Origin of the sequence: Marinobacterium sp. xm-d-579, from assembly GCF_013282935.1 — a bacterium.
Taxonomy (GTDB): Bacteria; Pseudomonadota; Gammaproteobacteria; order Pseudomonadales; family Balneatricaceae; genus Marinobacterium_E.
Genome location: NZ_WBYP01000002.1, coordinates 294,078 through 307,535 on the forward strand (window position 1 = coordinate 294,078; position 13,458 = coordinate 307,535).

Sequence of the window (13,458 nt, forward strand, 5' to 3'; positions counted from 1 at the left end):
AGCATGGGAAGTAAGCAGTTCGAACGACCTGAAAGGATTCAGTTCAGTGATGATCACTACGCGGTAGAGACGCTCGCAGTTAGAGCGGGTCAGTGGCGTAGTGAAGAGGGTGAACACTCCGACGCAATCTTCCCAACCTCTAGTTTTGTCTACAGCTCAGCAAAAGAGGCTGCTGATACCTTTGCCGGCAACATCGAAGGCAATGTCTACTCACGTTTTACCAATCCAACGGTTCAGGCCTTTGAGCGTCGTATTGCGGCGCTAGAGGGTGGGGAGCGCGCCATCGCGACAAGTTCAGGGATGGCGGGCATTATGAGTCTCTGTTTGTCATTAATGAAACAGGGCGATCATGTGGTCTGTTCTCGCTCTGTGTTTGGTTCAACCGTATCACTGTTTGAAAAGTACGTGAGTCGAGCGGGGATCGAAACGACCTTTGTTGATCCTAAAGATTTAACCGCATGGCAATCGGCTGTGCGTCCAACAACCCGTATGTTTTTCCTAGAGACGCCCAGTAACCCTTTAGCCGAGGTGACGGACATACAGGCCGTTGCTGACGTGGCACATGCAGCGGGTGCTAAGTTAGTGGTGGATAACTGTTTTCTAACACCCGCTTTGCAAAAGCCACTGTCGTTGGGTGCGGATATTGTCATGCACTCGGCCACTAAACACCTTGATGGACAGGGGCGTGTTGTCGGTGGCGTTGTGGTTGGTTCAGACGCTGATATGGAAGAGGTGTTCGGGTTTATCCGAACAGCGGGCTCTTGTCTGAGTCCATTCAACGCATGGGTTTTCCAAAAAGGCTTAGAGACACTTCCACTGCGAATGAGAGCGCACAGCGAGGCTGCACTAGAGATTGCACAGTGGCTAGAGGCCCAGCCTAAAGTAGCCAGAGTCTACTACTCAGGTCTCGCTTCGCATCCACAACATGAACTGGCTGCTCGTCAGCAATCAGGATTTGGTGCGGTACTTGGATTTGAAGTTGCGAGCGATACCCTGAGCCAGCAAGAGGCGGCTTGGTCGTTTATCGACGCAACCGAAGTCATCTCGATTACCGGTAATCTAGGCGATGTTAAGAGCACAATCACTCACCCTGCAACGACGACTCACGGACGTATGTCAGCTGAAGCTCGTGCAGAAGCGGGTATTCAAGATAGCTTGATTCGTCTCTCTGTCGGCCTAGAGAACGTTGACGATCTCAAGCGCGATCTACAGCGTGGCTTAGACGCCATTTAAAATCGACTTTTTATGCGTCTGATTGTTGCCCCGATGGAGGGCGTTGTTGATTACAGCATGCGTCGCCTCATCGCTCGAGTGGGCGGAGCTGATCAGATGGTCTCCGAGTTTGTGCGTGTTAATGACACGCTGCTCCCCCCTAAAGTCTTTCATAAACTGATCCCAGAGCTGAAACAGGATTATTGCGGTTACGGCGATACCCCTCTGGTTGTTCAGTTATTGGGTTCTGATCCTGAATCCCTGGCTAAAAATGCTTTAACTGCACTTGAGTTGGGCGCGCCTGCGATTGATATGAACTTCGGCTGCCCCGCCAAAACCGTTAATAAGAGTAGGGGTGGATCGATTCTCCTTAAGGAGCCCGAGGTCGTTCATGATGCCGTTAAAGCGGTGCGTGATGCGGTTCCTAGCCATATCGAAGTCAGCGCTAAAATGCGCCTAGGGTATGAAGACAAATCATTGGCAATCGATAATGCGCAGGCGATCGAAGCGGCTGGTGCGAGCTATCTTACTGTGCATGCCCGCACAAAGGTAGAAGGGTACAAACCGCCGGCACACTGGGAGTGGATCGCCAAGATTCGAAATGCGGTCTCGATCCCGGTGATTGCCAATGGCGAAGTCTGGAACGTCGAAGACTATGACCGATGCCGAGAGGTCAGTGGGTGTGAGGATGTCATGATTGGGCGAGGCTGGGTCGCTAACCCACTGCTACCGCTTCAGATTAAAGATAGAAGCTACCCGACCGATTTGGATGAGTGTTGGCAGCTGCTAAAGCCGAATATCCTTGAGTTTTATGATGATGTCTTCTCGTTAATTGAAGAGCGTCATGTGCATGGTCGTATTAAACAGTGGTGCAATATGCTAGGCTGGCACTATCCGCAAGCCAAAGAGCTATTCCAAGAGCTAAGAACCGAGCGGGATGCTGTGAAGATTGGGGATGTTCTTAAAAGCCGACTCCAGTAATCAGTTTTGGCTTTCATAACAGATCGCGGTTTATCGCTTCGCGCTAATTCGCTCCTACATCTCGTGACGGTGACTGGCTTTCAGCCTGTCATCCGCTGGTAGATTTTGCTCTATCTTCTGGAAGAAGCGGCAAGGGTCGATGACAGGCTGAAGGCCAGTCACGGTTAAAAAACGCGGCAAATGCCGCGTTTTTTTAAGTCTATTCTTAGCTAATCTCAATCCGACGAGCTTTCATCGCTTCTGGAATTTCACGGATCAATTCAACGTGAAGCAGTCCATTTTCCATCGACGCATTTTCAACGCGGACGTGATCGGCTAGTTGGAATCTGCGCTCAAAGTTACGGGCTGCGATGCCTTGGTAGAGGTAGGTACGCTCTACTTGATCTTCCGCTTTGTTACCACGAATCACTAGGTTGCCGCTCTCGCTGGTAATCTCAATCTCTTCGCGAGTAAAGCCGGCTACAGCCATAGTAATGCGGTAAGAGTTCTCTCCGGTCGCTTCGATATTGTACGGAGGGTAAGCTGATTGTTCGCTTCGGTTAGCGGTATCAATCATGTTGGCTAGGCGATCGAAGCCAATTGCTGAACGGTATAGGGGTGTTAGGTCAAAATTACGCATGGTCATATCCTCAAATTAAGCAATATGTAGTTCAAAGTTAAACCACCCAAGCGGCGTGGTTAGGAAGTGCAGTACCTCATGGTCACTGCCTACATAGATTATTTGGGGATAGTAACTAGAAAATTCAAGAGCGGAATTTAACTGAATCGCGACCCAAGGGAGTAGGGTAAAAAGGGTCGCGATTAATAGAGATTAATCAGTGGGTTGTTTCGTTACCGAACTGATCCACATCATTGGTGATCTCGACATCGACGTTAGCACTTGGAATCTTATAGTCGTAGACACGCTCCCAGCCTTCGGATTCAGGTGCACGCTCCCAGACAGTGCCAGCGTTGTACTCAAGCAGGGGCTCTAAGGAGGGGTCTATTTTCACGACTTTCTCTGTGGGCATGGGAATCATATTCACCTGTTCGTTGGCTAGAAACTCATCATCTTCATACCCAGTGAATAGTCGCCATCCGGTATCATTTAGATGCTCAGGGACGGTTTTATACATAAAACGAACCGGCAACTTTTCATCAATTACTAAACGAGACATCAGTGTTAAAAAGCCATTTTTGGTCTGGTTGGTTTCACCTTGGTAGGGCTTGTTGTCATCGTTGCTCATAATGGATCCTAGTAGTCTGTTTTCTTTTTGAATTCACACAAATCTTCAATGTTACAGGCGCCACATCGAGGCTTTCTAGCGACGCAGACATAGCGGCCATGCAGTATCAACCAATGGTGGGCATCGATTAAATACTCCTTTGGCACAAGGCGCAGCAGTCGCTTCTCGACCTCTAATACATTTTTACCTGGGGCGATCCCGGTCCGGTTGGAGACACGGAATATATGGGTATCAACTGCCATGGTGGGTTGGCCAAAGGCGGTATTTAGAATGACATTGGCGGTCTTGCGTCCAACGCCTGGGAGCGCTTCAAGATCTTCTCGGTTGTCTGGAACCACTGAGTTATGAAGATCGACCAGCATATGGCAGGTCTTCATCAGATTCTCAGCCTTGGTATTGAATAGGCCGATGGTCTTAATTTTCTCTTTAAGCCCTTCAATGCCCAAATCAATGATCGCCTGCGGTGTGTTGGCGATAGGGAATAGCTTGCGAGTCGCTTTGTTCACTCCAACGTCAGTAGCCTGAGCCGATAGAAGCACGGCTGCCAGCAGCTCAAACGGCGAACTGTACTCTAGTTCGGTTGTTGGATGTGGATTGTCCGCTTTTAGTCGCTCGAAGATCTCGATGCGTTTTAGTTTGTTCATCGCTTAGCCTGTTACGCGGACCCGTTTCGAACCCGTACTTACGGGAGCTTCGGTTGGCTCAGGGATTGGTTGTCGCTCTTTGATTCGCTGATCAATCAGGTTTTTCAGTGCGATCAAAAGGCCTAAACCGAGGAATGCGCCCGGCGGTAGAATGGCAAATAGGAAGTTAGGGTAGTCATCTGCCAGTGTAATATGCCAGTTCGTTGCCATCTCTCCGAATAGAAGATCCATGTTGGCAAACAGAGCACCGGTGCCCAGTAGCTCACGCATCGCGCCGAGAATGACCAAGACCAGCATAAAGCCAATCGACATAAAGAAGCCGTCAATAAACGACTCTTTGATCGCATTTCGAGAGGCAAAGGCATCGGCGCGACCCATAATCACGCAGTTGGTGACGATGAGCGGAATGAAAATACCCAAAATGGTATAGAGTTCATAAGTGAAGGCCTGCATCAGTAATTCGATGGCGGTGACAAAGGCGGCAATAATCATCACGAAAATGGGTAGACGAACCGTTTCAGGTGTTAGCTTGCGGAACAGTGATACCGTCAAGTTGCTGCCGGTCAGAACGACCAGTGTCGCCAATCCAAGTCCTAGCGCGTTAACCACCGAGTTGGTGACGGCGAGTAGTGGACAGAGTCCAAGTAGTTGAACCAGGGCTGGGTTGTTAGTCCATAACCCATTCTTAATCAGTGTCTGTGTTTCACTCTGCATAGCTCTTCTCACGATTCGCGGGTGACAATAACAGATTCTTGTGGGTCTCAAAGTAGTCTAACGCAACGCTGGTTGCTTTGACGACAGCCCTAGGTGTGATCGTTGCACCGGTAAATTGATCAAATTGACCGCCATCTTTTTTCACGGCCCAGTTTGAATCATCTTGACCCTGTCGACGAGTCCCTCTGAAGCTTTCTATCCAATCTGATTTAGCTCTATCGATTTTATCGCCAAGCCCTGGGGTCTCTTTGTGGGAGATGACTCGCACACCAGCAATGGAGCTGTCCGCATTGATTCCGACAATCAGATCAATGTCGCCAGAGTAACCCTGAGAGGAGGTGACCGGTAAAATAACCCCCACTACCTGATCGTTTTGTATCGCTTGGTAACCAGTGGTCCCAGTCTCGACGTTCAGCTGTCCTGCATCCAGTTCAATGCGATGGTCATACAGCTGTTCATCAATGCTCGCAGGGAAGATCTCATAGAGTGCCTTCGATTCAGCTTCACGAACGTTGGCATCAATACGATCGACCGTCGTCACTTGGGTAATGGCGATCACAGCAGCCGACAAAACGGCAAATAGACCAATACCAACCGCGCTCTTAGAGATGGATTGAGTGGTGGTAGGGTTCTCATTGATCTCCATACTCACTCTCCTTTGGGTCCAAGACGTGCACGTTTATGGCCGTAACTACGCGGTTGGGTGTAGTGGTCGATCATTGGCGCCGCTAGATTCATTAGAAGAACCGAGAAAGCAACCGCATCAGGATAGTTACCCCAGGTTCGAATAATGAAAATTAACAATCCGATACCCATACCAAAAACGATTCGACCGCGGTTACTGGTAGCGGATGAAACCGGATCCGTAGCGATAAAAAACGCCGCTAACATAGTGGCACCCAGTGTTAGGTGATTAAACGGGTCAACAAAATTACTGGGATCGACACCATAAGCGATGGCACTCACCAAGCCTAGGGTGGCAAGAATGCTGACAGGGGTATGCCAAGTGAATACCTTTTTGTAGATCAGGTAGATGCCACCCATAAACCATGCGGCCGAAAGGGCGTGATAGGCTGCGGCACCCTCAATCAAGGTTTGATTGCTGCGCCACATCTCTTCTGTCGTAAAACCATCACGGTTGCGCAGAATATCCAAAGGGGTCGCCCCGGTGTAGGCATCCATCATCTCTGATGATCCGGCAAAGATCAGTGACAGTGACTCCGATATAGCTGGAATGGACCAACCCTCACTGCCACTTAATACGTAGGGAAGGTTCCAACTGGTCATCTGAACCGGGAATGAGACCAGCAGTAGGGCGTAGGCGACCATTGCTGGATTAAAGGGATTATTACCAATGCCGCCATAAACCTGTTTAGCAAATAGAATCGCAACAAACATCCCAACAATACCGATCCAGAGCGGTGCTGAGGGCGGTATAGAGACTGCTAATAGAAGTGCCGTTACCGTGGCGGAATAATCACCTAGGTAGCGTGAAATGGGCAGTCCGCGCATCTTCAGAGCAAGCGCTTCAAACGCGAGCCCTGAGGCTAGGCAGATCGCAACCTGAATCAAAGTACCCCAACCGAAGAAGAGGGTCAGCGCGAGTATGCCTGGAATCATCGCCAGAATGACTAGCTGCATGACACCAGAGCTGGTATTGCTGCGGGTAACGTGGGGTGAACTCATCCGTATCAGTGACATCTGTTAATCCTACTCGTACGGTTTAAGTTGTGATTCAAGTTGAGCGAAATGACTTTTGGCTGACTCAAGATCGGTTTTCAGAGCTTCTTGCTCTGTCACGTCATCACTCTTGCTGATCGCACGTTCAATCTTGGTTATGGCAACCTTCGCCATGGCAACATCAATGCGCAGCTGTTTAAGATCAATTCCTGCGCTCTGGGCCAGTTCAATCAGAGCATTGTCAGCATCAGTATGGGCTTTGCTTGCCTCTTCTAGGCGAGACTTCAACGCTTCGATTACGCTTTCGTCTTTCTCTTCGGCGGCTTCTGCCTTCTTCAACTTGGTGCGCATGATCGAAACTTGCTGCTTCAGCGCTTTTAGATCCGGTTTAGTCTCTTTCGGTTCGCTCTTAGTTGGCGTTGATTGGACTGCTTCCGTTGTAGAGCTGTTCTGAAGGGCCTGTTCAGCCTCAGTCGCTGCCTGTTTAAGTTTATCGACAGTCGCTTGCAGAGTTTCAACGCCATCCAGACCTTTATCTTGGGCATTTTTGAGGGCGATTTCGGCTTTCTTCAATTTGGTTCTGGCAACGGCCGCAGCTGTTTTCAGTGCCGCTGTGTCATCTTGCGCAGTTTCACTGCTGGACTGTTTCTTACGTTCTGCTTGAGCTTTAGCCGCTTCAGCCGCGCGTGCTTTACGTCGTTCCGCTTTCTCGATTGCCTCGCGTTCTAGGCGAGCTTGTCTCGCTTCGAATCGCTCACGAGCATGGTCAGCTTTGCGTTGTTCAAGTTCCTCTGCACGGATCTCAGATTTGGCAAAACGGTAGAATTGCACCAGAGGAATGCTGCTAGGGCAGACGTAGGCGCAAGCTCCGCACTCTATACAGTCAAACAGGTTATGGTTTTTCGCCTTCTCAAACTCTTTGCCTTTTGCAAACCAGTAGAGCTGCTGCGGAAGCAGTTGTGCAGGGCAGGCCTGTTCACACATTCCACATCGGATACAGGGCTGTGCCGCAGGCGCTTCGGGCATCTCGCTATCGGTCGCCGCGATCAGACAGTTGGTTGTTTTGATGACCGGAATTGAATCGGTTTCTGCGGCAACCCCCATCATTGGACCGCCCATCACCAGACGATGCATGGCGCCCGGTTTTAGATCAGCCGCCGAAAGCAGTTCTGAAAAAGGTGTTCCGATCAGTGTCCAGAAGTTCCCAGGGTGCTCAACTGCCTCACCGGTTACCGTCACAATACGTTGTATTAATGGCTCCCCGTGATTGATCGCGCGATGCAGCGCCTGAGCCGTCCCAACGTTTTGCACCACAATGCCAATGTCAGCCGGTATTTTGCCACTCGGTACTTCTACACCGGTTAAAAGCTGAATCAATTGGCGTTCACCACCGGAAGGGTATTTGGTCGGAACCACGACGAGATCCACATCGATATCAGTTTCAGCGAGCGCCTCATTGAGGGCGCGAATCGCGTTGGGCTTGTTATCCTCTATACCAATTAGGGTATGAGTTGGCTCCAACAGATGCTGAATGATTTTAATACCTTCTAATATTTCAGAGGCGTGCTCACGCATCAGCATATCGTCAGCAGTAATGTAGGGCTCACACTCAGCCGCATTGATAATCAAGGTGGTGACAATGTGATCTGAACCCAAGTTCAATTTCACATCGGTCGGGAAGCCTGCACCACCCATACCTGCAATACCCATTTGGCGAATCTGTTTAACCAGTGCAGAACGCTCTATGCCCTTATAATCAATTGCCTGATGTTCAATCCACTGATCTAGGCCATCTGATTCAATCACAATACACTCAGCGGTTAGACCCGACGCGTGCGGCACGGGTTGTGCTTCGATCGCGGTAACGGTGCCGGAAGTAGGTGCATGCAACGACGCACTTATGCGCCCTACGGGTTCAGCGATGATCTGTCCTTTAAGTACTTTATCTCCAACAGAGACAACAGGGTCAGCGGCTAGGCCAAGGTGTTGCTGGGTTGGAATGACCAAGTTTTTAGGAATGGGCATGGTCCGCACTGAAGCGCGAGTAGACTGCTTCTTATTTTCTGGCGGGTGAATGCCGCCGTGAAAACTGAATACCTTCACGATGGATTCTCCTCAAAGCGAGGCTGTCTATCCGTCGCAATCAGATTATTGGTTTGAGGTGGTTCTGGCCACTTCCAGTTCAGTGTTGTCGTCGCCACTGGCAGCATATCAATACAGTCGACAGGGCAGGGCTCAACACAGAGATCACAACCGGTACACTCATCGACAATGACGGTGTGCATCTGTTTTGCTGCACCTAAAATGGCATCGACTGGGCAGGCTTGAATACACTTAGTACAGCCAATGCACTCATCTTCACGAATGTAAGCGACCTTACGAACATCCTCGACCCCGTGCTCTGAGTCCAGAGGAATAGAATCAACGTTAAGCAACTCGGCCAATTGGTCAATGGTGGTCTGCCCACCAGGTGGACACTTATTGATCGCTTCACCTGCTGCGATACCTTCAGCGTAAGGGCGGCAGCCAGGGTGACCACATTGGCCACATTGAGTTTGTGGTAACAGGGCGTCAATTTGATCAACAATCGGGTCACCCTCCACTTTGAAGCGGACGGCTGCGAAGCCAAGAATGACACCAAAGATCAATGCCAGAATGGCGAGAACAAGAATGGCTAGTGCAACGCTACTCATGCGGCCACCTTAGAACTGAACCAGGCCAGCAAAGCCCATGAAGGCGAGTGACATAAGGCCAGCCGTAATCATACCGATGGCTGGACCTTTAAAGGCAACTGGCACCTCAGCAACAGCAATGCGCTCACGCAGCGCCGAGAAAAGAATCAGTGCCAACGAAAAGCCAACTGCAGCACCAAAACCATAACCAATGGATTCGATAAAGTCGTTCTGTTTGCGAATGTTCAACAGTGCTACACCCAATACCGCACAGTTGGTGGTAATCAGTGGCAGGAAGATACCCAGTAGCTTGTAGAGCAGTGGACTGGTTTTATGTACGACCATCTCCGTGAACTGCACAACCACCGCGATCACGAGAATGAAACTGACCGTCTGTAGATAGATCAGATCAAATGGCAGTAGCAGGTAGGTGTAGACCAAGTAGCTGCAGACAGAAGAGAGCGTCAGTACGAAGGTGGTCGCGAGCGACATCCCCATAGCGGTCTCTAGCTTGTTGGATACCCCCATGAAGGGGCACAAGCCTAGAAATTGAACCAGTACAAAGTTATTCACCAGTACGGTACTGATTAAAATTAATAGAAACTCAGTCATCGTCTATCGCTATGGCGTTGAAAGCAAAAAGAAGCTTAATAAAAACGGTTTAGAGTGTACCCTAAACCGCCTCTATAACCCAGTATCAACGGTTGTTTCAGGTCAATTAGACGTCGCTAAAGTAACTTTAGTTCAGTCAGTGACTGCAGAATCAAATCAACCTGTTTTTCGGTCGGCAGGGTGATATCGAGATAAACCTCACATTTTGCATGCGGTCCTATGACAATATCACTTCCATCTTCGATAGTACTGAGAACAACGGTGCCTGCCTCTTTTAACAGTACTGCATCGTCCAGTCGGCTGCTAACCGCCGGTAGAAGGCCTCTATCGAAGAGACATTTCTCCAGCGTGAACAGCACCGAATTTGAGACATTCGGTAGCCCAACTATCAGAGCGTTATGGCCCAGGCGACGAGCTCGAAGGCTAGCATCAACCACCGTTTCAGAGTGTATTTCGTTGTTCTCAATCGGCTGCTCAGCTTCAACCATCATGCCTGCGGCAATGGTTCTATTGGTTAAGCGGTCAATGACAACAAAGGATCCGGTCGAACCATTCTCTAGGTAGGGATCCATCTGAATCGCGCGATCGAGTTGCAGACTGACTTCGGCAATTTCATTAAGCGTCAATGAATCTGCAGGTAGAGCCTCTTGGCTATTCACATCCACTTTGAAATGAATATCAGTGACTCGGCCAGAGGATTTCGCTGCTGTTGTTTTAATGAGAAGGTTGTTGCCTAGCTTAAGGGGAGACTGGTCCATCCAGATCAGTTTGGCTCTAAAGGCGTTAATCGGCTCAACCTCATCTTTCGACATCACCAGAGTGTCACCGCGTGAGATATCGATTTCATCTTCAAGCGTCAGCGTGACGGCCATTGGAGCGAAAGCACGTTCAAGATTCCCATCCATCGTAACGATCGATTTAACCTTGGATTGCTTGTTACTTGGGAGGACCTTGACCTCTTGACCGACCTCTATGGAGCCTGACGCGATGGTTCCCGCATAGCCACGGAAGTTTAGGTTAGGGCGACTGACATATTGCACGGGGTAGCGAAAAGCCTCAGACGTTGCACGTCCAGTATCTACATCCTCTAGCAACTCCATAAGAGTAGGACCTGAGTACCATGGAGTGTTGATGGATGGATCGACAACATTGTCCCCCTGCAGTGCAGAGATAGGGCAGAAGTGAATATCGGATAAGCCCAGTTTATCGGTCAAAGCGAGATACTCTGACTGAATCTCGTTAAAACGATTCTGATCGAACTCTACGAGATCCATTTTGTTGATCGCGACGACAATGTGTTTAATGCCCAGTAGGGATACGATGTAGCTGTGGCGACGTGTCTGTGTCTGAACGCCGTATCGGGCATCGACCAGAATAATCGCCAAATCCGCAGTTGATGCGCCGGTCGCCATGTTGCGTGTGTACTGCTCATGGCCGGGTGTATCGGCGATGATGAACTTACGTTTTGCAGTAGAAAAAAAACGATAAGCCACATCAATGGTGATGCCTTGTTCACGCTCGGCCTGAAGGCCATCAACCAATAGCGCTAGATCAGGTTGATCGCCGGTTGTGCCAACACGCCTACTCTCTTTATTGATGGCAGCAAGTTGATCCTCATAGATCATTTTAGAGTCGTGAAGTAGACGGCCGATCAAAGTGGATTTGCCGTCATCGACGCTGCCACAGGTGATAAAACGGAGCAGCTCTTTATTCTCGTGCTGCTCAAGGTAGGCGTTAATATCACTGGCAATAAGGGATGATTGATGACTCATAATATCTATCCTAGAAATATCCTTCGATTTTCTTCTGTTCCATGGACCCTGCACCGTCATGGTCTATAGCGCGGCCCTGCCTTTCAGAGGTGGTCGCCAATAGCATCTCTTGAATGATCTCCGGCAGCGTTGTGGCTGTAGATTCAACGGCGCCCGTTAACGGATAGCAGCCTAGGGTTCTAAAACGGACCGATTTTTGTTCAGGTGCTTCACCGTCATTAAGTGGTAAACGCTCGTCATCGACCATGATGGTCATGCCATCTCTTTGAACCACTGGCCGTGGCTTAGAGAAGTAAAGTGGTACTAAAGAAATATTCTCTAAGTATATGTATTGCCAGATATCTAGCTCTGTCCAGTTCGATAAAGGAAAGACACGAATGCTCTCGCCTTTATTGATCTCAGTGTTGTAGATATTCCAGAGTTCTGGCCTCTGGTTCTTTGGATCCCAACGGTGGTTTTGGTCCCTAAATGAGAAGACGCGTTCCTTGGCGCGAGACGCCTCTTCATCACGACGAGCACCCCCAAATGCAGCATCAAACTGATACTTATTTAGAGCCTGCTTAAGACCTTGAGTCTTCATGATGTCAGTATGTTTTGCGGACCCATGGACAAAGGGATTGATGTTCATATCGACGCCCTCCTGATTGATATGAACCAACAGTTCCATACCCGCATCTTTTGCCATCTGGTCTCTAAACTCGATCATCTCTCGGAATTTCCAAGTGGTATCGACATGAAGCAGTGGAAAAGGAGGATTGCCAGGGTAAAAAGCCTTACGGGCTAAGTGCAGCATGACTGATGAATCTTTACCGATAGAGTAGAGCATAACAGGGTTATTAAACTCAGCAGCCACTTCACGAATGATGTGAATGCTCTCTGCTTCAAGCTGTTTGAGATGGGTCAAACGATCCGAGCTAATAAGATTCATAGCGCCTCCTTAATTTCGAAAACGCATTATGCATACAAATTTATATAACCCAAAAGAATATATAAAAATTAAGATAGTAGTTTTGGTTATATAAATTTAAACATCTATAAATATTAGCTATATAACTGATTCGGATAATATTACGTCTAAATATTATTTTGAGTTATATAGAAAGGTATATATATTCCATTTCGTAATTTCTATTCTTATCTTTATAACGGAGCAACCACATGGAATTTGGATACTCTTTTGCTGGCCTTTTGGTTGGTTTCGTTATTGGTTTAACCGGTATAGGTGGTGGCGCGTTGATGACGCCTATATTAATTGTCGGTTTTGGTGTGCCTTTAATAGTGGCTGTGAGTACGGACCTTCTATACGCAGCATTTACTAAAGCGGGTGGCATCATTAATTACGCAAAGAGACAGTTGGTCGAGTGGCGTGTAGCGGCATTGCTGTTGTTGGGGAGTTTGCCAAGCTCATTTTTGACGCTGATTCTCCTCAGTCAGGTTGATTCGGTGGCAACTCTCGAATCAACCATCAACTTAACGCTTGGGATCTCTCTGTTACTCACCTCTATTGCAGTCTTCTTTCGTGAGGCAATTCGTCGTTTTTCAGACAAGCAGTCCGATACGCCTTTTGCGCAAACACTTGTAAAGCTGCGTCCCTATCTAACGGTGTTATGTGGTCTCTTTTTAGGTGGGTTGGTCACACTTTCATCAGTAGGGGCAGGTGCGCTTGGAACCGCCATGCTGATCTTACTCTATCCGCGTTTTTCTATGGGTACGATCGTTGGAACGGACTTAGTCCATGCCGTTGTGCTTACGGCTTTCTCAGGGTTTGGTCACATGCATATGGGTACAGTGGATTTGGAGCTTTTGGCCTACCTATTAGTGGGCTCACTGCCCGGGGTTTGGTTAGGCAGTCGATTAGGGGCGAATCTATCTCCTAAATTGATGCAGCCGATCATCGGCAGTCTGTTGATGGCGATAGGTATCCGTTTCGTTTTAGCGGTTTAAA

General features: G+C 48.9%; 14 protein-coding genes. 3 read left to right on the top strand and 11 right to left on the bottom strand.

Features of this window, described 5'->3' with window-relative positions; genetic code table 11:
• Nucleotides 1-3 precede the first annotated feature (3 nt).
• On the top strand, nucleotides 4-1,233 hold the full coding sequence (locus XMD579_RS05110) for an O-succinylhomoserine sulfhydrylase (protein ID WP_173495527.1): 1,230 nt from the start codon (nucleotides 4-6) through the stop codon (nucleotides 1,231-1,233).
• A 12-nt stretch (nucleotides 1,234-1,245) separates the two neighbouring features.
• A complete protein-coding gene (locus XMD579_RS05115; protein WP_173482435.1) occupies nucleotides 1,246-2,193 on the top strand; it encodes a tRNA-dihydrouridine synthase in 948 nt (315 codons plus the stop codon).
• Nucleotides 2,194-2,398: 205 nt separating this feature from the next.
• On the opposite strand, the gene XMD579_RS05120 is transcribed toward XMD579_RS05115, so the two are convergent.
• The 11 genes from XMD579_RS05120 to cysD all read right to left on the bottom strand — a co-directional run bounded on the left by XMD579_RS05120 (nucleotide 2,399) and on the right by cysD (nucleotide 12,441).
• On the bottom strand, nucleotides 2,399-2,812 hold the full coding sequence (locus XMD579_RS05120; protein WP_173480846.1) for an Hsp20 family protein: 414 nt from the start codon (nucleotides 2,810-2,812) through the stop codon (nucleotides 2,399-2,401).
• Nucleotides 2,813-3,008: 196 nt separating this feature from the next.
• The gene (locus XMD579_RS05125; RefSeq protein ID WP_173480847.1) at nucleotides 3,009-3,419 is read right to left on the bottom strand and encodes a DUF2185 domain-containing protein; all 411 of its coding nucleotides are present in this window, start codon (nucleotides 3,417-3,419) and stop codon (nucleotides 3,009-3,011) included.
• 8 nt (nucleotides 3,420-3,427) lie between these two features.
• On the bottom strand, nucleotides 3,428-4,063 hold the full coding sequence (nth, locus tag XMD579_RS05130; protein WP_173480848.1) for an endonuclease III: 636 nt from the start codon (nucleotides 4,061-4,063) through the stop codon (nucleotides 3,428-3,430).
• 3 nt (nucleotides 4,064-4,066) lie between these two features.
• Nucleotides 4,067-4,777 carry an electron transport complex subunit E gene (locus XMD579_RS05135; protein ID WP_173480849.1) on the bottom strand — a complete coding sequence of 237 codons (711 nt, stop codon included), beginning with the start codon at nucleotides 4,775-4,777 and terminating at the stop codon, nucleotides 4,067-4,069.
• Nucleotides 4,767-5,423, bottom strand: a complete 657-nt coding sequence (rsxG, locus tag XMD579_RS05140) for an electron transport complex subunit RsxG (RefSeq protein WP_173480850.1) — start codon at nucleotides 5,421-5,423, stop codon at nucleotides 4,767-4,769. Before rsxG ends, XMD579_RS05135 begins: the two co-directional genes overlap by 11 nt.
• A 2-nt stretch (nucleotides 5,424-5,425) precedes the next feature.
• Entirely contained in the window at nucleotides 5,426-6,478 is a 1,053-nt protein-coding gene (locus XMD579_RS05145) for an RnfABCDGE type electron transport complex subunit D (RefSeq protein WP_173505982.1), read from the bottom strand.
• A gap of 9 nt (nucleotides 6,479-6,487) precedes the next feature.
• Complete coding sequence (gene rsxC / locus XMD579_RS05150; protein ID WP_371815187.1) at nucleotides 6,488-8,560, bottom strand: electron transport complex subunit RsxC; 2,073 nt, start codon at nucleotides 8,558-8,560, stop codon at nucleotides 6,488-6,490.
• The gene (gene rsxB, locus XMD579_RS05155; protein WP_173505983.1) at nucleotides 8,557-9,150 is read right to left on the bottom strand and encodes an electron transport complex subunit RsxB; all 594 of its coding nucleotides are present in this window, start codon (nucleotides 9,148-9,150) and stop codon (nucleotides 8,557-8,559) included. The genes rsxC and rsxB overlap by 4 nt, the downstream gene beginning before the upstream one ends.
• Before the next feature lie 9 nt (nucleotides 9,151-9,159).
• A complete protein-coding gene (gene rsxA, locus XMD579_RS05160; protein ID WP_173480853.1) occupies nucleotides 9,160-9,741 on the bottom strand; it encodes an electron transport complex subunit RsxA in 582 nt (193 codons plus the stop codon).
• 116 nt (nucleotides 9,742-9,857) lie between these two features.
• Nucleotides 9,858-11,513, bottom strand: coding sequence for a sulfate adenylyltransferase subunit CysN (gene cysN, locus XMD579_RS05165; RefSeq protein ID WP_173505984.1), 1,656 nt, complete (start codon nucleotides 11,511-11,513; stop codon nucleotides 9,858-9,860).
• A gap of 10 nt (nucleotides 11,514-11,523) precedes the next feature.
• Nucleotides 11,524-12,441 carry a sulfate adenylyltransferase subunit CysD gene (gene cysD, locus XMD579_RS05170; protein WP_173498938.1) on the bottom strand — a complete coding sequence of 306 codons (918 nt, stop codon included), beginning with the start codon at nucleotides 12,439-12,441 and terminating at the stop codon, nucleotides 11,524-11,526.
• A gap of 230 nt (nucleotides 12,442-12,671) precedes the next feature.
• Here cysD and XMD579_RS05175 point away from each other — a divergent pair, with 230 nt between their 5' ends.
• On the top strand, nucleotides 12,672-13,457 hold the full coding sequence (locus XMD579_RS05175) for a sulfite exporter TauE/SafE family protein (protein ID WP_173488908.1): 786 nt from the start codon (nucleotides 12,672-12,674) through the stop codon (nucleotides 13,455-13,457).
• Nucleotide 13,458: the final 1 nt, after the last annotated feature.